Source organism: Kurthia senegalensis, from assembly GCF_000285595.1.
GTDB lineage: Bacteria > Bacillota > Bacilli > Bacillales_A > Planococcaceae > Kurthia > Kurthia senegalensis.
In genome coordinates this window covers 80,655-102,158 of record NZ_HE611068.1, presented here as the reverse complement: position 1 = coordinate 102,158, position 21,504 = coordinate 80,655, and the positions used below count along the sequence as shown (strand labels likewise).

Below are 21,504 nucleotides of genomic sequence, written 5' to 3'. Positions count from 1 at the left end.
TGTGCGCGAAAAAGAAAAAGGGTCGTTTCATATAGCGGATATGAGTGACTGGAAAGCATCTAGTTTGCGAGGGAAACTATGCTATAATGAAACGTATTATCACAAAAAGTTGGAGTGAAAACTTTTTGTATTCGGAGGAATATTTGTTGGACGAAAAATTTACGACTGAAAAAGTAAACAACAATGTCATCTCTTTTATGCCAACGGCGGAAATGTTTTATGAAAAAGCGATGAAAGCATTAGATTCAAATCGTTTTGACCAAGCAAAAAAATATTTGAATCGTGCCATTGAGCTGGATCCTAAAGATGCGACATCCCTCGTACAACTTGGCTTTTTGAAATTAGAAGAAGAACTTTTTTCAGAAGCACTCGATTTGTTAAAACGTGCGGACGATGTAGAGCCGAATGATCCTGAAACGACGTTGTTGTTAGCGGAAAGCTGTGCAAACTTAGGACTTGCAGAAGATGCAATCCGCTATGCAAACCACTATTTAGAAATTGATTATAGTGGGGAATATAGAGAGGAAGCACTCGATATGATCGATGTGCTAACGAAGGTTTTGGAAGATTCACCGTTAGAAGATATTCAAGGTTCTGCTGAGAAAAATATGGAGCAGGAGCGAGCGAAACATCTCATGGAAGTAGGCGAGTTTAGCTCGGCAATTGAATTATTAGAAAATGTTATCTCGGAATATCCAGATTTCTGGTCGGCATATAACAATTTAGCGTTAGCTTATTTTTATAAAGGTGAAATTGAACAAGCGCGCGCACTTTTACATGAAGTGTTAATCGGCAATTATGGAAATGTGCATGCGTTGTGTAATTTAGCTGTGATTTCGTATTACGAACAAGATGATGACGAAGTGAATTCTTTAAAAGAGGCACTCATTAAAATCCAACCGTACTTTACAGAACATCGTTATAAATTAGGGGCAACGCTCGCTTTAATTGGGGAATACAATCAAGCGTATAAATGGTTGCGTAGCTTGAAGTCTCGTGGTTATATAGGAGACCCAGGCTTTTACTTTTGGTTGTCGCACTCGGCTTACTTTTCTGGGAAAGAAGACGAGGCACGTGCTGTTTGGTCGACTTTACTAGCGATTGATCCTTCGAAAGAAGGTTTGGAGCCGTGGTCACAATTAGTCGCTTCTTTTGAAGAAGATGAGGTCGTGAACAATCGCAAATTTTTAATTGGAAAATTACAGCATGAATTAATGGAAGAACGTGTACTCGGTTTATTTTTAATGGGTAAATCAGGATACAAAAAAGAGTTGCTTTCGAATCCAGAAATAATCGATATGGATACGTACGGAACGGTTGAGAAATTAATGCTTGCGTACGCAATGAATCAAGATTTTTCAGATGATGCTGAACTTGCGACTTTCTTTAAAGGGATGGAAGTAATGGAGTTATTATTTGAGCAGCATGAACCGTTGACTGTAGAAGATACGTTCATTATGCAATTGTGGATTTTGTTGTTAGAAAAAGGGTTGCGCGTCAACTATCCTTTCAAAAATCCGAAAGCACTTGCGGCTGCGGCAGAATATATTTTCTTTGCATCAAGAGAAAAAGTAACAAAAAAATCCATTGCCGAATATTATGGTATTACGACAAAAACATTAACGAAATACGTGGATGAATTAATTCATTTCTTGCCGATCTTTGACTAGGCAGATTATTGGATTATTCAAAAGCGATACGATACTATCTAGGGTATAGAGTTACATTAGGAGGAATTTTACATGTCAGAAGAAAAAATTTATGACGTTGTCATTATCGGTGCAGGTCCTGCAGGGATGACAGCTGCTGTATATACATCACGCGCAAACCTTTCAACTTTAATGATTGAACGCGGTATTCCAGGTGGCCAAATGGCAAACACGGAAGAAGTAGAAAACTATCCAGGTTTCGGTTCAATTTTAGGACCTGAGCTTTCTACAAAAATGTTTGACCATGCGAAAAAATTCGGAGCTGAATATGCATATGGTGACGTAACATCTATTACAGACGGTAAAGAATATAAAACAATCGTAGCAGGTCAAAAAGAATACAAAACTCGTACAATCATTATCTCAACAGGTGCTGAATACAAAAAAATGGGTATTCCTGGTGAGTCAGAGCTTGGCGGTCGTGGCGTAAGTTACTGTGCAGTATGTGACGGTGCATTCTTCCGCAATAAAAACTTAATCGTTGTCGGTGGTGGCGACTCAGCAGTAGAAGAAGGTATTTACTTAACTCGTTTCGCTGAAAAAGTAACAATCGTTCACCGTCGTGACCAATTACGCGCTCAAAAAATCATTCAAGATCGTGCGTTTGCTAACGAGAAAATTGATTTCATCTGGAATAACACAGTGAAAGAAATTAATGAAAAAGACGGCAAAGTTGGTTCAGTGACATTAGTCAATACAGTAGACGGTACAGAGTCAACTGTTGAAGCAGATGGCGTATTCATCTACATCGGTATGAACCCATTAACAAAACCATTTGCTGAACTAGGTATTACAAACGAAAATGGCTACATTCCAACAGATGTACAAATGGAAACAAGCGTACCAGGTATTTTTGCTGCGGGCGACGTACGTGAAAAAACACTTCGTCAAATCGTAACAGCTACAGGTGATGGTAGTATCGCTGCACAAGCTGCACAAGCGTATATCGAAAACTTATTAGAAGAATTAGCACATAACTAATACGAAAAACTTGAAATGTTTTTGCAATAGACGACATGAAACGAAATATGTGTGTAACAGCGTTGTTACACGTATTTAGTAAAATAGTTTATGTAATAACCCCTTTGAGTTTTAGAATATTGGTAAAGCCACCTCGACCACACGCGAGGTGGTTTTTTTGTGCCAAAATAGAACGTAAAAATGATATAAAAAAAATGATTTTACGTCTTTAGAGGAACGTTATTCTTAAAAGTAAAATGACGTTTCTATTTTTACGTAAATTTCTATTTTTTTCAGCGATATGTAAATTCGAAAGATATACGTATTTAGCTATCCATTGTATAATAGACGGTAGAACATTAGAGAAAAGAGGTGTCGTGTTGTGCAACGAATTGCGAATTTATTAGTAAAGAAGGATGAGCAAGTTCTTCTTTTAAAGAAACCACGACGCGGATGGTACGTAGCACCAGGCGGCAAAATGGAAGATGGCGAATCAATTTTTGAGGCAGCTACTCGAGAATATTTTGAAGAAACGGGGACGGTAGCGAAAGATGTCCACTTAAAAGGAGTCTTTACGATGGTCATCAAACGCGGAGATGAAGTAGTCAATGAATGGATGTTATATACATTTTTAGCGCATGATTTAGAAGGAACACCATATACAGAAACGAGAGAAGGTGTCCTCGGCTGGCATCCTGTTGAGGCACTTGCTACACTTCCGATGAATGAAGGAGATCGCATTGATTTACAATTTGCGGTTAATGAACCAGGTGTTCAGTATGGAACATTCACATACTCTGAGGAATATGAACTTTTAAATAGTACAGTGCAGACGTCTGTCGAAAGGAATGAAGCGTAATATGCCAAAACCACAATCGAACGAGTTAATTATTATTACAGGGATGTCCGGTGCTGGAAAATCAGTAGCAGTCCGTAGTTTTGAGGACTTAGGATTTTATTGTATCGATAATCTACCGCCGACATTATTACCTACCTTTGTAAATCTTATGAAAGAATCTACTAAAGGCATTACTCGAATGGTTGCGGTAATGGATTTACGTGGCGGGGATTTTTTTGCGTCATTAATCGATGCGATCGATCAAATTGCGAAAGAAGCAATTGTTGAACCGAAAATCTTATTTTTAGATGCTAATGACGAAGTACTCGTTCGCCGATACAAAGAAACACGCCGCTCACATCCACTTGCAGCAGATGGGTTACCGTTGGAAGGGATTCGACATGAACGTGAGTTGTTGACGGAAGTAAAAGAACGGGCTCATTACGTATTTGATACGTCTGAAATGAAACCGAAAAAATTAAAAGAACAAATTATTGCTGAATTTTCAACGCAATCATCGAAAGTATTCAATGTGAATGTGATGTCTTTTGGCTTTAAACATGGTATGCCGATTGATGCGGATTTAGTTTTTGACGTTCGTTTTTTACCGAACCCATACTATATAGAAGCGTTGCGTCCGAAAACGGGACTGAATGAAGAAGTGTCTTCTTATGTGTTGAAGTTTGAAGATACGCAAACGCTCATTCAAAAATTGGCGGATTTATTTGAGTTTATGATTCCTCGCTATGAAGCGGAAGGGAAAAGTCAGCTCGTCATTGCGTTTGGGTGTACTGGTGGACAACATCGTTCGGTGACGTTAGCAGAATACTTTGGACATAAACTAAGCGAAACGAAACCGACCGTCATTTCACATCGAGACATCGAGAAAAGAAAGGAATAACGTTGTATGGAAAATAAAAAGCGCGTTGTCATTATAGGCGGCGGAACAGGTCTGTCAACGTTGATTCGTGGGTTGAAAAAATATCCACTTGATTTGACAGCGATTGTGACGGTCGCAGATGATGGTGGGAGTTCGGGTAGATTGCGCGACGATTACGACATTCCTCCTCCAGGAGATGTGCGAAATGTGATTGCTGCAATGTCCGAAGTAGAACCTCTTGTCGAAGAGATGTTTCAATATCGCTTCCAAGGAAAAGAGGCATTAAAAGGTCATTCATTAGGTAATTTAATGTTGACGGCCTTAACGGAAATTACGGGCGATTTTTCACATGCTATTCGTGAATTGAGTCGAGTATTAAACGTACATGGACGTGTCATTCCGGTCGTGAACGAAAGCATGACATTATTAGCTGAGTTTACGGACGGTACGATTGTTGAAGGGGAATCGGTTATTCCGAAACAACATAAAGAAATCAAACACGTCTTTTTGAAACAAGAAAATTTAAAACCGTTACCGGATGCTATTGATGCTATTGAAAATGCAGATTTAATCATCGTTGGACCAGGGAGTTTATATACGAGTATTATTCCGAACTTTTTAGTGAAAGACATTCGCGATGCGGTCATTGAAGCGAAGGCACATAAAGTGTATATTTGCAATTTGATGACGCAAGATGGAGAAACGTCAAACTATACAGCAGCAGATCACGTACAAGCGATTTACGATCACGTTGGGAGCCCGTTTATCGAAACGATTTTAATTAATGATCATACGGAAGTGCCCATCGAAGTAAAAGAAAATTACGAAGAAGAATGTGCTGAGCCAGTCATTTTTGATATGGATCGTTTGAATGAATTGAACCTACACGTCATTAAAGCGAATATCGCAACGGTGAAGTCTGGAACGGTGCGCCATGAAGCGTTACGTGTAGCAGAGTGGCTTTACGAATATTCCAAAATAGAAAAATAAAAGTAGAAATAAAAGAGAGAGGAGGCGTTCAGATGTCATTCGCTTCAGAAATGAAAAAAGAATTAACGCAAATTGATGCAAACGATGCAAGCTTTAAAGCGGAGCTGTCTGCACTTATTCAAATGAATGGTTCGCTGTCTTTTGCGAATCGTCAATTGAGTTTAGACGTACAAACAGAAAATGCGGCAATTGCTCGTCGAATGTATACGATGTTAAAGCATTTATACGACTATCCGATTGAGTTGCTCGTTCGTAAAAAAATGCGATTGAAAAAAAATAATGTGTATATTTGTCGCGTACGTGATGGTGCGAGAGACTTGTTAGAAAACTTAGAGATTTTATCGGGGAACTTTCTATTTAATCACGAGATTTCCCACGATTTAATTGATACGAATGATAAGAAAAGAGCGTATTTACGTGGCGCTTTTTTAGCAGGAGGTTCTGTAAACAATCCAGAAACATCTGCTTATCATTTAGAAATTTATTCGCTGTATAAGGAACATGGGGAAGCGTTGGCTCAAGTAATGAACAAATTTGATCTCAATGCTAAAACGATTGAACGAAAAAAAGGCTTCGTAACGTATTTAAAAGAGGCAGAAAAGATTTCTGATTTTTTAAGCCTCGTCGGTGCACATCAAGCGATGATGAAGTTTGAAGATGTACGAATTGTGCGAGATATGCGTAATAGCGTGAATCGCCTCGTTAACTGTGAGACAGCGAATTTAAACAAAACGATTGGTGCGTCATTACGCCAAGTTGAAAATATTAAGTTGATTGATAAAATGATTGGAATTGAGCAATTACCAGATAAGTTGCGAGAAATTGCTAGACTTCGAGTGGAGCATCAAGAAGTGACACTGAAAGAACTCGGTGAGATGGTCTCGACGGGGACAGTTAGCAAATCAGGCGTCAATCATCGTCTACGTAAAATCGATTCAATTGCAGATTCACTGCGTGCAGGTCAACAAGTTAATTTGAAATAACACACGAATGGGGAGCGGTGTAAGATGATACAACAACAAGTGACGGTTCAATTACAAGCAGGTTTGCAAGCGAGGCAAGCAGCGACGTTCGTCCAAGAAGCGAATCAATTTAAGGCGGACATTTTTATTGAAAAAGAACAGAAGCACATTAATGCGAAAAGTATTATGGGTGTTATGAGCTTAGCGATTTCATCAGGGGAAGAAATTATGCTGTCAATTGACGGTGAAGATGAACAACTAGCGATTGAAAAATTAACGCAGTTTTTAATTGGAAATTAATTCGTTGTACATACAAGACGTATGTGTCAATTATTCAAAAAAACTCAGAATCCGTTTGGATTCTGAGTTTTTTAGTTAAAAAAAGTTCTTAATACCTATAATTGTAAAATGTTAAAAAAATTTTTTAAAACTTATTTTTTTAGCATAATTAATGCATCATTTCACGTAAAAATAAAAATATATCATTGAAATTCAAACACATTTATTTCAAAAAGAAAATAACAGTGAAAAGTACTTAAAAGGGCATTTATTAACTTTTTTAGTCTTAAAGGATTAGTTTTAAAGTTCTATTTATTTTCTTCTTAAATACGAGATGGAAACATTTTTGTTGAAAAATTAGGTATTTTTCCGATATATCGTATGGTGAGGCTATGTAACTATAGCTAAAATTTTAGAAGAGGAGAATGGTACATGAAGAAAAGAATAAGTATTTTCTTGATGGCATTTATGCTAATGATGCAAGTGCTGACAAATGGTTTCTTAATGCCTATGTCTGCATCTGCTTCAGAAGATGTTCAAACGACTGAGTCGACTGAACCAACTTCTACGTCTTCAGCGGACGTACAAAGTGTAAATGAACAAAACGCAACCGAGACAGAGACGACAGATGCGGAAGCAGTACAGAAAGAAACAGAGAAGCAAGCAGCAGAAAAGCTTGCGAAAGCACAACAATTTATCGCATCTTTATTTACGACAGATGCAAAAGTAGACATCGTTTCTACTACGGGACAACCACAAATTAATACAGCAGTCGCCTATATTGCGCAAGTGGAAGCGAAGGAACAAGAGGCATTAACGAAAGACATCACATTAGTGAAAGCTTTCGTCGCTGTGAATCAATTATTCAAGCCGGATCATCAAACGATGAAAGATGGCGTATCACAAACGGATGTACAAGCAGCGCAAGCAGCGACATCATTAGTAGATGCTTCGTATGTACAAGCGAAAAAAGTGTTAGCAACACGAATTGCACTTTTAAATAAGACGTTAGAAGAAGCGGTGAAAGAACAAGAACAAGCAGCTGCTTCACAAGCAACATCTGAGAAAAAACCAGTTGCTACAACGAAAAAACCAGCACTTCAATCAGTAGCAGTTGAAGAACAAAAAGAAGACGCTGTAGAAGAAGCAACAGCGACAGAAGAAAAAGTTGTCGAAGTGAAAAGAGCTAAAACGTTAGCAACAGAAGTTGATTTGGCAGATTATATTTCTAAAATCACAACAGGTAATTACAGCCCGACTAAAACGAACAATGTGAAAATTGGCGACAACTTCTCACTAGATTTCAAATTAGATGCAGAGAAATTAAAACAATTAAACAATAATACGACATTAGTATATGAACTACCTAAAGGTGTAAACGGTCAAACTTTATCAGGAAATTTAAAATCAGCTGATGGCGTTGTATACGGTATCGTGACAATCGTTGATAAATCCGTGAAAATCGCATTGAACGAACAATTCGATGCAAAAAAGGCAGATTTAGAATATGTTGAGTTTGAAGTGAAAGCGGCCATCGGTTCAGATTTCACTGAAAATAAAACGAGCCAAACGATTGAATTCCCATGGGGACAAAATCAATCACTTAACATTCCATTAAATGTAGAGCCGAGCTATAAGCCTGGAAATGCGACAAAAACAATTGTTTCTGGAGCAACAGGATTTAATACGAAAGAAATCGTATATGAAGCAACGTTTAATAAAGCGCAAAAAACATATACGAACTTACAATTTAAAGATACGCTTCCGAAAGGATTAGCGTACAAATCAATTGAAGTGACAGAAATTGAAACGAATATTTTCACAGGGAAAGAAATTTCATCGACTGTCATTTCAAAAACACCCGTCGTGACGACAGATAATGGCATCACGACAATTGGCGTAGATTTAGGAAGTACGAATAAAACGTACAAATTTAAAATTACGACATCTGTAACAGACAGTGCTGCGACAAATATTGCATCAAATACAGCTGCTACGTATGAAAATAGTGCAACAGTTCAGTCTGAATCAGCAACGAGTGGTACGGCGACAATTGGTCGTGCCGTTGCGCTGAAGAAAACAGGTTCATACGATGCTACGACACAAACGATGACGTGGACAGTACAATATAACTTTAATGAAGTTGCCATTACGAGTACGGAAATTTCGGATTTCTTTACGAATACATCTGAGTATGTAACAGGTTCATTAAAAGCAAAAAAAGTAACAGTATTTAATGCAAAAGGTGAAGCGACAGCTTATGAGAAAGAATTCAGCATCACACCTTCAGCAACGAACATAACAGATGCTGGATATGCAAATCGTACAGGTATGAAATTTAATATTTCATCTGTAGGAAGTACAGATGCGTATGTCATTACGTATCAAACGAAATTAAAGAGCGACCAAATCGTACTAGAAAATAATAAAGCAGTTGTAGATAATACGGTTATTAGTGCGGGGCATGCAGGTGCTAGCGTAAGCAATGGCTATAAATTCACGCAAGGTATTGGGAAAAAAACAGCATTAGATATCGACTACACGAATAAAACAGCTTCTTGGCAAATCGTTTTAAATACGGATGCAACGTTAGATTTAACTAATGTTGTCGTGACGGATACGTTCCCGAATGGCGGACAAGTTTTAGATGGTAAGATTGAAGTGTCTAATGATGCATCTTATGATTTGATAAATAACGGTACGGATGGATTTGTATTAAAATTCACAGGTACGTTACCAAAAGGAACGACGATTACGTACAAGACGAAATATACAGAACGTGCGATTGAAGATAAAAAAACACTTAAAAATAACGCAAATATCGCATTTAACTGGAAGGGAACATCTTATAAAGTTGATCGTAGTGCACAACAAGGATTAAATGTTCTAGCAACGAATGACGGTCAAAAAGTCGGTACGTATGATCCGAAAACAAAGCAGTTCTCTTGGACGTTAGACGTCAACTATCAACAACAAGAAATTAATAACTTAACTATTACTGACCAATTAACAGGGAATCATCAATACGTAGCTGGTTCTCTAAAAATTTATGAATTAAACATCGCAACGGACGGTAGTTTGACAAATGGTCAAGACGTTACATCTAAATTTGGTGTAAGAAACTATGAAGATGCGAAACAATTCAAAGCAAAATTAACGAATCAAACGAATAAAGCGTATCGCCTCGTTTATAATACGAAGCCGTCAACAGACTTAATTGAAAAAGGGCAAGTTTACAAAAACAGTGCAACAATTGCCGATGGCGAAACAGTGTTAACGACTTTTGGCGGGGGAAATGGTGGTCCTGTTACGACACCAGAAGTACCAGATGGTAGTAACATTATTACGAAATCAATGAATCAAAATGGTCGTGCTTTAACGTGGACAATTGATGTGAACAAATCACAATCAACATTAAAAGGCTCGAACATCGTCGTGAAAGATACACCGTCAAGCAATCAAATGCTCATTAAAGATTCTTTTAAAGTGTATGCGTATGACGAAAAAACAGGAACGACGAGCAAGCTAGTGGAAACACCAGCAATTACATTTAATGAAGATGGTACATTTACATTAGATTTAGGGAAAGAAATCGACCGTGCATACAAAGTTGTGTATCAAACATACTTTGAAGGTGCAAACAACGAAACAGCAACGAATGATGCATCAATCAGCGGTAGTAACTTTGAAAAATTTGAGACGACTCAATCTGTTTCACGAGCTGTATACTACCAAGAATTAAATTCAAAAATTGCTTTCAGTGGTAAAGCAACTGTGAAAGTAGAGAAATTCAAAGCGTATCAAGGAACGACACCTGTATACGATGGCAAATTAGAAGGTGCTGAATTTGTCTTATATGACGAAACGGGCACGATTACATTTGCGAAAGGAACGACAGATGCAGAGGGGAACATTACATTTGATCGTAAATTAACAGGCGGTAAATATTATTTAGCTGAAACAAACTGGAGTTCATTTAAAGAAAATAATCAAAATGAATTCAAACAGTTTGGTACAGGTTATTCAGATACGAGATGGTTCAACAATGCACCAGCAATCCCAGTAGAAATTTCGAAAAATACAGTGGATGACAAAAATGTCGTAACCGTTAAAGCGATTAACTACTACAACAAAGAAGCAAAAGGTTGTACGGTGACATTCATTAACCAAGAAGGCGACAAAAAATTAGCAAACTCAGAATACAAAGTGACCGACGAAGATGGCAATGTCATTATTGAAACGGTCAAAGCAGATCAAAACGGTAAAATCGTAACACCGAAATTACCAGAAGGCGATTACGTATTAGTTCAAACGAAATCACCAGACGGTTCAACGACAACAGCTGCACCGAAAGAATTTACAGTAGCAGCAGATCATTGTTCGGCAGAAGCAATTATTATTGAACAACCACCAAAAGCGTGTGATGAAAATCCACCAATTACGATTTCGAAAGATACGGTCGTAACACCTGATAAAGGAACGACTGTGACAGTTACGCCAGAAGGTGGCAAGTCTGTTACAGGGAAGATTGTAGAAAATGAATTCGTACCAACTGTTTCATTCGATCCAGACGACGAGCCACAACTTGTACCGGGTAAAAAAGTGACGATTGAAATGGAAGGATATGAGCCAATTACGACAGTCGTACCAGAAAATTGTCAAGATGAAATCATTCTTACACCAGTAACATCACCTTTAACTTGTCCTCAATTTGATGTGACAGTGAAAGATGAAAATGGCAAAGCGATTAAAAATGCGACAGTGAAAGTAGACGGTACATCGATTGTAGCGACTACAGATCAATCAGGGAAAGTTACTTTCCAAGATGGTGACGAAAAATCAATTAAAGTAGGGACTGTATTAACCGTAACTAAAAATGGTTATACATCCATCACAAAAGTAGTTGGTAAAGCAGATGGCACAGAGTGTGGCACGAGCATAACGCTACAAAAATCAGCATGTACACAATTTAGCTTCACGGTTCTTGGACCTGATGGAGATCCATTAGAAGGAGCAGAAGTGAAAATTTACGGCGAAGAAGCACAACAAACAGATGCTTCAGGTCACGTAACGTTTAAAGATGTATCCGTAACACCGACGACGAAAATTGTCGTAACGAAAGATGGTTATACGACGATTGCGCAAGTAATCGGCGATACAGAAGAATGTGAATTAGCCGTTCAAATGAAAGAAGCACCGAAAGTATGTCCAGAATTTGCGGTAGACGTTGAACATGCACCGTATTTAATCGGCGCAGACGTTAAAGTGAAGACCGGCTCAGAACAGTCTGTAAAAGGAACGGTTACTGAAGACGGTAGCGTAACATTTGAAACAGGTAAAGAATTAACGTTAGAGCCAGGCATTATTTTAGAAATCACTAAAAAAGGCTATGAAAAACAAACGATCGTCATTGAAAAAGGTGCACCTTGTAAATTAGTCGTCGACTTACCGGCAAAACCAGCAATGTGTGAGCAGTTGCAAGTACAAGTAACAGACCAAAACGGTAAACCTGTAGCGGGTGCGACAGTATCGACAACGCAATTAACAGCAGCAACAAATACACAAGGAACAGCTACTTTAAAAGATACAGATGCGAAAGAGTACATTTCTGAGGGCGTCCTCGTAACAGTTACAGCAGAAGGCTTTATTACAACGACTGTAACGCTTACGAAAGCGGATTTAGAAAATTGTGGCACAGTATTAAACGTAGTCATTCAAGAAGATATTCAAGCTTGTCCACAATTTACCGTTGTCGTAAATGACAATAATGGCATTGTGGAAGGTGCGGTCGTATCAATTGATGGCACGGCATTAAGTTCGACAACGAGTGCAACAGGTAAAGCGACATTTGAAAGTGATGATGTTACTGAAAATAGTCAAGTTACGGTTGTGACAACTGGTTATGGCACAATGAAAGCAACAGCAAATGATAATTGTTATGTAGCGGTGACGATCGTTCCGGACAAACCGGTAACGCCACCTAAACCAGAAAAAAATCCAAAACCAGATACGACGAAAAAACCAGAAAAAAAACCTGAAAAAGAAACGAATCCAACAAAAGAAACAAAACCAACGACTGAAAAAACACCAGTGAAGGAAACAACGCCTTCAAAAGAAACGCCACAAAAAACATCAACGATGAACGTAACAGTCGAAACAAATTTAAAACCAGGTACTTCATACGATGTGTATGATGAAAATGGTAAACGCGTTGCGACAAACGTGAAGGTGAAAAATGATGGTACGTTAGTCGTTTCAAATATTCCGAAAGGGAAATATACGATTAAGCCACACAACCCTTCAAACAAAGCGACTACATTAACGTTTGAAGTCAAGGATAACGATGCGAAAGTAGTAGCTAAAACATTACCTCAAACAGGTGATCAAACGTTATTATATAGCTTATTAGGTCTTGTATTGATCGTATTAGCAGGTGCTGTATTCCTGTTCAAACGCTCTCGTAAGGCGGCTTAATTAAAACGATAAGAAACCCTCAAAATCAAGTCGATTTTGAGGGCTTTTGTATGTGGAATGGCTTGGCTATTATGTTGAGTATATAAAAAATGAAAAAGGGGGTATAGAAGGGAAGGGACACTTATTTATTTTCAATTTTACTTTATATGAAAGTTGATACGCTCTTTTAAGCAGATTTGTGCTTTTTTTCGATTTCTTTTACGTTCTTTCGCAGTTTAGAAAGTTTGAAGGGGTATCATTACATGGTAAAATGAAAGTAATAAAAATTATTTATATACTTTGGAGGCTTTTTAAATGGAATTAGATATTACTTACATCGCACATATTAAAACTGAAGGTCAAAAAGAACAAATTGTCGACTTAAAAATCCCAGAATTAATTGAATTCCATATTGGTCGTGAAAATAAAGCAGTTGACATTCTTGAATCTTTAGGTCATACAAATGTTCAACAACCAACGATTACAGATGGCGAAGAAATGAACACACTTGTAACAACATCTACTTTTGAAGGTAAAGAAGTGAAAACAGAAATACACTACACAACTGCATTACGTGCTGGTAACGTAGGTAGTAAATCAGGCGACTTCTATTACGAATTAACTCAATTACACAACGTAGTAGAATAATTTCGATACACGTAAAAAGAAGCGACCAATGTCGCTTCTTTTTTTATTGCCCAAATAATGTGCGTATACTTGTTTGGTATAAAAAAGAGAGTGCAAAGATTTAATCTTTGCACTCTCATAGCATTCATAATTATTTTGTTTCGTTACGAACCATGATTTTATCGATAATACCATATTCAAGTGCTTGTTCAGCGGACATATAGTTATCACGATCTGTGTCTTTTTCGATGACTTCAATCGGTTGACCTGTACGTTCAGCTAAAATACGGTTTAATTTTTCACGTGTTTTTAAAATGTGGCGAGCAGCGATTTCGATTTCAGTCGCTTGACCTTGTGCGCCACCTAGTGGTTGGTGAATCATGATTTCTGAGTTTGGTAATGCATAACGTTTACCTTTTGTACCAGCTGTTAATAGGAATGAACCCATTGAAGCTGCCATACCAATACAAATTGTTTGTACATCTGGTTTGATGAATTGCATCGTATCATAGATTGCCATACCAGCTGTTACAGAACCTCCTGGAGAGTTAATGTATAAGTAAATATCTTTTTCTGGATCTTCAGCTTCTAAAAATAAAAGTTGAGAAACGATAGCGTTAGCTACGTTATCATCAATTGCACTACCTAGCATAATAATGCGGTCTTTTAAAAGACGTGAGTAGATGTCGTAAGCGCGTTCTCCGCGGTTTGTTGTTTCAATGACTGTTGGAATTAAGTTCATGAAAAGATCCCCCTTAAATTTGTCCAGTATTGGCAATAAGCTTGCCTGTTACGTATATGATACACATTTTGGTCAAGAATGGTCAAATGAAATGAATTGCGAAATCTAAAGTTGAAATAATAGGCTATTATTAGTATAATAAATAAGTTCTTTATGAATAACGCCTCTGTAGTTTAATGGATAAAACGTAAGATTCCGGTTCTTAAGCTGGGGGTTCGATTCCCTCCAGGGGCATTTGAATAATACATAATAAGGAAACCCCGAAATCCATTGGATTTCGGGGTTTTTGTTTAATTCTTATGTTGTTTAATGAGTTGCCAAATGTGATTCGTAATTTCAATCGCTTCAGCTGCGTGTTGTGTGTCACGAAAAGCATTGTAAAACTGATAAGCAACAGCACCTAAAATGTGATATTGTGGTGCTTCTTTCGCAAGTTCATCTAATAAATAATGAATGAATTCAGCTTGTTGTTCGTTCAAGTCTTGGATGAACGATTTGAACCCAGCAAGTTGCTCAACTAAATCAGATTTGCTAATTTCTTTTTGTTCAATATGCGTACGAATATACGTTTCAAATTCTGGACCAATCATCGTTTTTTTCTCGTTGATTAAGTTCGGGATAACGTGATCGAGTTGACGAATAGCAAATTCTACAATCGGTGTAGGATTGTCTTTCGGTAAGTCCATAAACTTACGAACGTTTAAAAACTGATGAATTATACCGAATAAAAGAATAGCAGCGTCATAATGATAGGGAACTAAAGTCATTCCATAGACGTCAATTAAGCGGCGAGCCGTCCAGTCGATTTCTTGCATAAAAATTTGATCGACGAGTTTTTTTAAATCTTTATCACCTGAATGTAAAATGGATTCGAAAATAGGTAATAAATTATTTTCTTTATTCACTTGCATCGAAGCAAAAAGCTGCGTAGCGAGTACCGATTTATCATTTCTTTCTTTCCCAGTTAAAGCAGTTACTTTACGGACGGTAGTTTCTTTTGCCCCAATATCCAAAATAGCAATTAAACAGTCTTTTTTAGAAGGGAAATAATTGTAGAAAGTTCCTTTTGATATTTTCGCTTCATCTAAAATATCTTGAATAGACGTTTCAACAAACCCTTTTTCGGAGAATAGTTTAATACAAGCTTGGATAATTTGGCGTTTACGATTGTTCATAGATTCACCTTTTTACGTATTTTATGTGTCTTGACAGTTGTACCTTACGTATAAATGTAATCATAAATAAATAAAAAATCAAGCAATCTATACTCTGGTTATAACTCTAAAACCTTATAAGATAGCGGTTTCACAACGTATAAAATATTTTTCTTGCAAAAATTGGACTACGAGTATAAAATAAATCAAGTAAACTTTTACGAAGAATATAAAAGCAAAGAGGGAATTGGACAATGAATCAAATATTAAAAAAACCCCCTTATTTAATGATTTCTATTTTATTTGTCGGGGCGTTTGTAGCGTTTTTAAATAATACGTTACTTAACGTGGCATTACCTTCTATTATGAAGGATTTCGATGTCGAAGCATCTACAGTTCAATGGCTTGCTACAGGATACATGTTGATTACAGGTATTTTAGTACCAGCGAGTGCATTTTTAATTACACGTTTCAAAAATAAAACATTATTCGTCACATCAATGGCGATTTTTACAATCGGTACAGCGTTAGCAATTTGGTCACCGACATTTAGTGTGTTACTAACAGCGCGTATGATCCAAGCGGTCGGCGCATCTGTCATGGGACCATTACTAATGAACATTATGTTAATTAGTTTCCCAGTAGAAAAACGTGGTACAGCAATGGGGCTTTTCGGTTTAGTTATGATTATGGCTCCAGCAATCGGACCAACACTATCAGGGTACTTAGTAGAACACTTCTCATGGCATTATCTATTTATCATCATCTTACCATTCGCAATTCTTTCATTAATCTTAGCGATTTGGAAATTTGATAATGTCATGGAAACAAAACCAGTTACGTTAGACATCTTCTCAATTATTCTTTCAACAATTGGTTTTGGTGGTTTATTATACGGTTTCTCAACAGCATCAACAGCAGGTTGGAGTGCATTAGAAGTTTGGGGTACAATCACAATCGGTGCGATTGCCTTAATTATATTCGTTCTACGCCAACTTCGCATGGAGAAACCACTACTTAGTATGGAAGTATACAAACATCCGATGTTTGCATTAAGTAGTGTTATTTCTGTCGTTAATGCGATGGCATTATTCTCAGGTATGATTTTAATTCCATTATACGTACAAAACATTCGTGGAATTGAACCATTAGATGCTGGTTTAATGTTATTACCAGGTGCACTTGTTATGGGGTTAATGTCACCAATCACAGGGAAATTATTCGATAAAATCGGACCTCGTCCATTAGCTGTCGTAGGGATTGCGATTATTATTGGTGCAACGTACTACTTATCAAAATTAACGTTAGACACATCATATACGTATTTAATCGTCGTTTACACAATTCGTATGTTCGGTATTTCATTAGTTATGATGCCGATTATGACAAATGGTTTAAACCAATTACCATTACGTTTAAATCCACACGGTACAGCGATTAACAACACGCTTCAACAAGTTGCCGGTGCGATCGGTTCAGCAGTTATGATTACAATCATGACAAACTACGCTAAAAACAGTGCAGAAGATATGGATATTAAAGAAACTGTTGCTGGAAAAGCGAAAGATAAAGCAATGGAATTAATCGCAGGCGGTACAGATCAACAAGAAGCGCAAGTTCAAGCTGCGAAATACGCGAAAGATTTAGCCGCTACAATGGCTAAACAAGCACAAGTTGATGGGATTAACTTCTCATTCTTAATTGCGACATTTATTTCAGTCGTAGCATTAATTTTAGCGTTCTTCTTAAAACGTGTTACACAAGACGCCACACCTGCTCAAAAAGTAGAAGAGAAAAACTAATTTTTAATTTAAAAGCTCATCGATTGGACGTCCATTCGGTGAGCTTTTTTCTGTGCTTTTCTTTTGAGTTTCTTCTATAATATATAAAATAAATATGAATGAAGAAAGAGGTGCTTGCATGATTACTTTTTACGGTCGACCGAATTGTCGTCTTTGTGAGGAAGGTATGAACATGATGCAGCTCGTGCAACAAGATGTCCACTTCGAATATCAAACAGTTGATATCGAACAAGATGAGGATTTGCACGAGAGGTTTATGATGATGATTCCTGTTCTTGAAAAAGATGGTCAAATTGTTCAATACGGCGTATTAGACTATGAGACGATTTATGAAATTGTTCAACCGACAGATTCGTCATCTTTAAAACCAGCACTTTAAAAATAAGCACTTCCTTCTATTATATAGGGGAAGTGCTTATTTAATTTAGAAATAGTTTGTTTGTAAAAAACGTTTGTTGATGTTTAAATAATTACAATCTGGGAATAATTTAAGTATAAAGTGAATTGTACAAATGATAGTGGGACATATTTCGACCATTGTTGCAAAACAAAACGAGTCCTGTTATAATTTGTATAGAAAGTTTTTTTTACTATTTGTGGGACGATTTTTACACTATAGGGATAAAAATAAACCCACTTAAGAAAGGAGGGAGACGATGTTATCTCTTACAGAAGCACAATTAAAAATGCTTCCTGAAATGGCACAATTGTTGCAAGTTCGATACCGTATACTTCATATGGTTCAAATGCTTGAACCGATTGGCCGCCGAGCACTAGCAGAAAGTCTCTCCCTTGCAGAAAGAGAAGTACGCCGAGAAACGGATTTAATGCGTGAACAAGGTTTAATTTTTGCAAGTCGTACAGGAATGTCAATTACAGAAGCAGGTATTCAAATTTTGGATGTCTTGAAACCGCTCGTTTATGAATGGTCAGGAATTTCTGACTTAGAACGCCAATTAAAACGTTATCTTCATATCGAGCATCTAACGATCGTCGATGGGAATGTCGACCAAGAACCATCCGTGAAAGCGATGATGGGAATGGAAGCAGCACATCTTTTAACGAAAAATGCCAAATCAGGCGACATCATCGCAGTAACGGGTGGCAGTACCGTTGCAGCTGTTGGTGAACAACTCACTTCTTCTAAAATTCGCGGTGCAACATTTATCGCGGCACGCGGAGGAATGGGTGTCGATGTGAAGATGCAAGCGAACACAATTGCTGCAGAATTTGCGAACAATACAGGCAATGAATATCGTACGCTATATTTACCGGAACATCTAAGTGAAGCAGCTTACAATGCGATGATTCAAGAACCAGTCGTTCGCGACATGCTCAATTTGTATGAGCGTACAGATATCGTCGTACACGGAATTGGTTCTGCAGACGAGATGGCATTACGCCGCAATTCAACGACAGATGAAATGACAGCACTTCGTGAAAACGGAGCGATTGGTGAAGCTTTTGGTTATTATTTTGATGAGACGGGTAAAGCAGTACAGAGAATACGTACGATCGGTTTACAACTAGAACAGGTCAAAAAGTGTCCCACTGTTATTGCCTTAGCGGGCGGTGCTGAAAAAGCGAAAGCAATTTTAGCCTACTTTACGAACGCTCCTGAACAAACGTATTTCATCACAGATTTATCGGCTGCTCAAGAAATGTTAAAGATCATCCGCACAGAAAAATAAACTAAATTCAAACACAACATATTGGAGGAACTACACATGACTTTTAAATTAGCTATTAATGGATTCGGACGTATTGGACGCTTAGTATTCCGCACAGCATTACAACGTAAAGATATTGAAATTGTTGCAGTAAATGACTTAACAGATGCAAAAAATGCTTGCACACTTATTAAAATACGATTCAGTACACGGCAAATTAGATGCAGAAGTAACTGCTGACGGTGACAATTTAATCGTTGATGGTCAAACAGTACGTGTATACGCTGAGAAAGATCCAGCGAACCTACCTTGGGGAGAATTAAACGTAGATATCGTAGTAGAATCTACAGGTTTCTTCACAAACTATGACGATGCGAAAAAACACGTAGACGCAGGTGCTAAAAAAGTAATCGTGTCAGCTCCTGGTAAAAATATGCCAACGTTTGTAATGGGCGTTAACCACGAAAAATATGATGCACAAAATGATGTTGTATTCTCAAATGCATCTTGTACAACAAACTGTTTAGCACCAGTTGCAAAAGTGCTTGACGAAAAATTCGGTATTAAACGCGGTATGATGACAACAGTTCACTCATACACAAATGACCAAAAAATCTTAGACTTACCACATAAAGATTACCGTCGTGCTCGTGCAGCAGCAATGTCTAGCATCCCAACAACAACAGGTGCTGCATCAGCTGTCGCTAAAGTATTACCTCAACTTGAAGGTAAATTAGACGGTATGGCAATCCGCGTACCAACACCAAACGTATCACTTGTTGACTTAGTAGCGGAATTAAACGAAAACGTAACAATCGAACAAGTAAATGCTGCTTTCAAAGAAGCATCTGTAGAAGGTTCACTTGCTGGTCGTCTAGCTTATTCTGAAGAACCTTTAGTTTCAATCGATTACAATGGCAATACTTCTTCTTCAACAGTTGATGCATTATCAACAATGGTTCTTGAAGATAACTTAGTGAAAGTACTTGCTTGGTACGATAATGAAACAGGTTACTCTACTCGTGTAGTAGATTTAGCTGAATATGTAGCGTCTCAAGGATTCTAATAAACGTTAGCGCAATGAAATCCTTTAAGAAATTCTTATTTTAAAAAAATAATTAGCCTTTCTTAAACATTGCGTATATAATGGATTTGAAAAAAGAGGAGAAGCGCGATGGTGTACTTCTCCTTTTTCATTGAGAGCAAGAAAGCGTTTTATAATCGCTAAAGGGAGGCAATTTGTAGATGAATGAGAAAAAATCAGTAAAAGATATCGATGTGAAAGGGAAACGCGTATTCGTACGTGTAGACTTCAACGTGCCAATGGAAGATGGGCGCGTGACGGACGATACACGTATCCGCGCAGCATTGCCAACAATTCAATATTTAATAGCTGAAGGTGCAAAAGTCATTTTAGCAAGTCACTTAGGTCGTCCGAAAGGTGAAGTGAAAGAAGAGCTTCGCTTAACTGCGGCTGGGAAACGTTTAGCAGAATTACTAGGCAAAGACGTTCAAAAATTGTCTGAGTCTGTAGGGGAGAATGTAGAGCAAGTAGTTGCAACAATGCAAGAAGGCGACGTTGTATTACTTGAAAATGTTCGTTTCCATGCAGGTGAAGAGAAAAATGATGCAACATTAGCACAACAATTTGCGTCTCTTGCAGATGTATACGTAAATGATGCATTCGGCGCAGCCCACCGTGCACACGCTACAACAGCTGGCATCGCAGCTTACTTACCTGCTGTGTCAGGCTTCTTAATGCAAAAAGAATTGGACGTATTAGGGAAAGCTTTATCAAATCCAGAACGTCCATTCACAGCGATTATTGGTGGGGCGAAAGTAAAAGATAAAATCGGCGTAATCGACCATTTACTTGAGAAAGTAGATAACTTAATTATCGGTGGCGGTCTTTCTTATACATTTACGAAAGCACAAGGCTATGAAATTGGGACGTCTCTTCTTGAAGAAGATAAAATTGAATTAGCTGCATCATTTATTCAAAAAGCAGAAGAAAAAGGCGTGAAATTATACATGCCAATCGATGCGGTCGTAGCAGATGAATTTTCAAAAGATGCGAACACGAAAGTCGTTTCAATCGATCAAATTCCAGCAGATTACATGGGTTTAGACATTGGACCGAAAACAGCTGCGAACTATGCAGAAGTTATTCAAGCATCAAAATTAATTATTTGGAACGGACCGATGGGTGTATTTGAATTAGCACCATTTGCAAAAGGTACGAAAGCAGTAGCGGATGCAATGGCACATACAGAAGGATACACAATTATCGGTGGCGGTGATTCAGCTGCAGCAGTCGAAAAATTCAACGTAGCAGATCAAATGTCACACATCTCAACAGGTGGTGGTGCATCATTAGAGTTCATGGAAGGCAAAGAGCTTCCTGGCGTCGTTGCACTGAATGACAAATAATAGACAAT

Annotated in this window: 15 protein-coding genes, 1 tRNA gene and 1 pseudogene; 15 read left to right on the top strand and 2 right to left on the bottom strand. The window is 37.8% G+C overall.

Annotated elements, in window-relative coordinates; genetic code table 11:
- The first annotated feature begins 146 nt into the window (after window positions 1–146).
- The 9 genes from KSHG_RS12045 to KSHG_RS12005 all read left to right on the top strand — a co-directional run bounded on the left by KSHG_RS12045 (window position 147) and on the right by KSHG_RS12005 (window position 13,719).
- Window positions 147–1,670, top strand: coding sequence for a tetratricopeptide repeat protein (locus KSHG_RS12045; RefSeq protein ID WP_010306867.1), 1,524 nt, complete (start codon window positions 147–149; stop codon window positions 1,668–1,670).
- 72 nt (window positions 1,671–1,742) lie between these two features.
- On the top strand, window positions 1,743–2,690 hold the full coding sequence (gene trxB, locus KSHG_RS12040; protein WP_010306863.1) for a thioredoxin-disulfide reductase: 948 nt from the start codon (window positions 1,743–1,745) through the stop codon (window positions 2,688–2,690).
- 361 nt (window positions 2,691–3,051) lie between these two features.
- The gene (locus KSHG_RS12035; protein WP_010306860.1) at window positions 3,052–3,528 is read left to right on the top strand and encodes an NUDIX hydrolase; all 477 of its coding nucleotides are present in this window, start codon (window positions 3,052–3,054) and stop codon (window positions 3,526–3,528) included.
- 1 nt (window position 3,529) lies between these two features.
- A complete protein-coding gene (gene rapZ, locus KSHG_RS12030; RefSeq protein ID WP_010306856.1) occupies window positions 3,530–4,408 on the top strand; it encodes an RNase adapter RapZ in 879 nt (292 codons plus the stop codon).
- Window positions 4,409–4,414: 6 nt separating this feature from the next.
- A complete protein-coding gene (locus KSHG_RS12025; protein ID WP_010306852.1) occupies window positions 4,415–5,377 on the top strand; it encodes a gluconeogenesis factor YvcK family protein in 963 nt (320 codons plus the stop codon).
- Between the two features lie 32 nt (window positions 5,378–5,409).
- Window positions 5,410–6,360, top strand: a complete 951-nt coding sequence (gene whiA / locus KSHG_RS12020; protein WP_010306849.1) for a DNA-binding protein WhiA — start codon at window positions 5,410–5,412, stop codon at window positions 6,358–6,360.
- A 24-nt stretch (window positions 6,361–6,384) separates the two neighbouring features.
- On the top strand, window positions 6,385–6,639 hold the full coding sequence (locus tag KSHG_RS12015; RefSeq protein ID WP_010306844.1) for an HPr family phosphocarrier protein: 255 nt from the start codon (window positions 6,385–6,387) through the stop codon (window positions 6,637–6,639).
- A 411-nt stretch (window positions 6,640–7,050) separates the two neighbouring features.
- The gene (locus KSHG_RS12010) at window positions 7,051–13,092 is read left to right on the top strand and encodes a collagen binding domain-containing protein (RefSeq protein ID WP_010306840.1); all 6,042 of its coding nucleotides are present in this window, start codon (window positions 7,051–7,053) and stop codon (window positions 13,090–13,092) included.
- A gap of 294 nt (window positions 13,093–13,386) precedes the next feature.
- Window positions 13,387–13,719: a hypothetical protein gene (locus tag KSHG_RS12005; protein WP_010306837.1), complete on the top strand. Its 333-nt coding sequence runs from the start codon at window positions 13,387–13,389 to the stop codon at window positions 13,717–13,719.
- 130 nt (window positions 13,720–13,849) lie between these two features.
- Here KSHG_RS12005 and clpP read toward each other — a convergent pair whose 3' ends face one another.
- The gene (clpP, locus tag KSHG_RS12000) at window positions 13,850–14,440 is read right to left on the bottom strand and encodes an ATP-dependent Clp endopeptidase proteolytic subunit ClpP (protein WP_010306832.1); all 591 of its coding nucleotides are present in this window, start codon (window positions 14,438–14,440) and stop codon (window positions 13,850–13,852) included.
- 162 nt (window positions 14,441–14,602) lie between these two features.
- On the opposite strand from clpP, the gene KSHG_RS11995 reads away from it, so the two are divergent.
- Window positions 14,603–14,674 (top strand) — tRNA-Arg (locus KSHG_RS11995).
- Between the two features lie 56 nt (window positions 14,675–14,730).
- Here KSHG_RS11995 and KSHG_RS11990 read toward each other — a convergent pair.
- On the bottom strand, window positions 14,731–15,615 hold the full coding sequence (locus KSHG_RS11990) for a TetR/AcrR family transcriptional regulator (protein ID WP_010306830.1): 885 nt from the start codon (window positions 15,613–15,615) through the stop codon (window positions 14,731–14,733).
- A gap of 233 nt (window positions 15,616–15,848) precedes the next feature.
- Here KSHG_RS11990 and KSHG_RS11985 point away from each other — a divergent pair, with 233 nt between their 5' ends.
- From KSHG_RS11985 to KSHG_RS11965, 5 genes and pseudogenes are all read left to right on the top strand, one after another.
- On the top strand, window positions 15,849–17,396 hold the full coding sequence (locus KSHG_RS11985) for a DHA2 family efflux MFS transporter permease subunit (RefSeq protein ID WP_010306827.1): 1,548 nt from the start codon (window positions 15,849–15,851) through the stop codon (window positions 17,394–17,396).
- Window positions 17,397–17,514: 118 nt separating this feature from the next.
- On the top strand, window positions 17,515–17,775 hold the full coding sequence (locus tag KSHG_RS11980) for a glutaredoxin family protein (RefSeq protein WP_010306825.1): 261 nt from the start codon (window positions 17,515–17,517) through the stop codon (window positions 17,773–17,775).
- Window positions 17,776–18,052: 277 nt separating this feature from the next.
- Window positions 18,053–19,087: a sugar-binding transcriptional regulator gene (locus KSHG_RS11975; RefSeq protein ID WP_010306822.1), complete on the top strand. Its 1,035-nt coding sequence runs from the start codon at window positions 18,053–18,055 to the stop codon at window positions 19,085–19,087.
- A 36-nt stretch (window positions 19,088–19,123) separates the two neighbouring features.
- Window positions 19,124–20,132: pseudogene (gene gap, locus KSHG_RS16955) on the top strand (type I glyceraldehyde-3-phosphate dehydrogenase).
- 179 nt (window positions 20,133–20,311) lie between these two features.
- Window positions 20,312–21,496, top strand: a complete 1,185-nt coding sequence (locus tag KSHG_RS11965; RefSeq protein ID WP_010306809.1) for a phosphoglycerate kinase — start codon at window positions 20,312–20,314, stop codon at window positions 21,494–21,496.
- Window positions 21,497–21,504: the final 8 nt, after the last annotated feature.

Excerpts from the sequence above, each read along its gene's own strand:
- trxB (WP_010306863.1), top strand. The coding sequence starts at position 1,743 with ATGTCAGAAGAAAAAATTTATGACGTTGTCATTATCGGTGCAGGTCCT.
- rapZ (WP_010306856.1), top strand. The coding sequence starts at position 3,530 with ATGCCAAAACCACAATCGAACGAGTTAATTATTATTACAGGGATGTCC.
- KSHG_RS12025 (WP_010306852.1), top strand. The coding sequence starts at position 4,415 with ATGGAAAATAAAAAGCGCGTTGTCATTATAGGCGGCGGAACAGGTCTG.
- whiA (WP_010306849.1), top strand. The coding sequence starts at position 5,410 with ATGTCATTCGCTTCAGAAATGAAAAAAGAATTAACGCAAATTGATGCA.
- KSHG_RS12015 (WP_010306844.1), top strand. The coding sequence starts at position 6,385 with ATGATACAACAACAAGTGACGGTTCAATTACAAGCAGGTTTGCAAGCG.
- KSHG_RS12010 (WP_010306840.1), top strand. The coding sequence starts at position 7,051 with ATGAAGAAAAGAATAAGTATTTTCTTGATGGCATTTATGCTAATGATG.
- KSHG_RS12005 (WP_010306837.1), top strand. The coding sequence starts at position 13,387 with ATGGAATTAGATATTACTTACATCGCACATATTAAAACTGAAGGTCAA.
- clpP (WP_010306832.1), bottom strand. The coding sequence starts at position 14,440 with ATGAACTTAATTCCAACAGTCATTGAAACAACAAACCGCGGAGAACGC.
- KSHG_RS11990 (WP_010306830.1), bottom strand. The coding sequence starts at position 15,615 with ATGAACAATCGTAAACGCCAAATTATCCAAGCTTGTATTAAACTATTC.
- KSHG_RS11985 (WP_010306827.1), top strand. The coding sequence starts at position 15,849 with ATGAATCAAATATTAAAAAAACCCCCTTATTTAATGATTTCTATTTTA.
- KSHG_RS11980 (WP_010306825.1), top strand. The coding sequence starts at position 17,515 with ATGATTACTTTTTACGGTCGACCGAATTGTCGTCTTTGTGAGGAAGGT.
- KSHG_RS11975 (WP_010306822.1), top strand. The coding sequence starts at position 18,053 with ATGTTATCTCTTACAGAAGCACAATTAAAAATGCTTCCTGAAATGGCA.
- KSHG_RS11965 (WP_010306809.1), top strand. The coding sequence starts at position 20,312 with ATGAATGAGAAAAAATCAGTAAAAGATATCGATGTGAAAGGGAAACGC.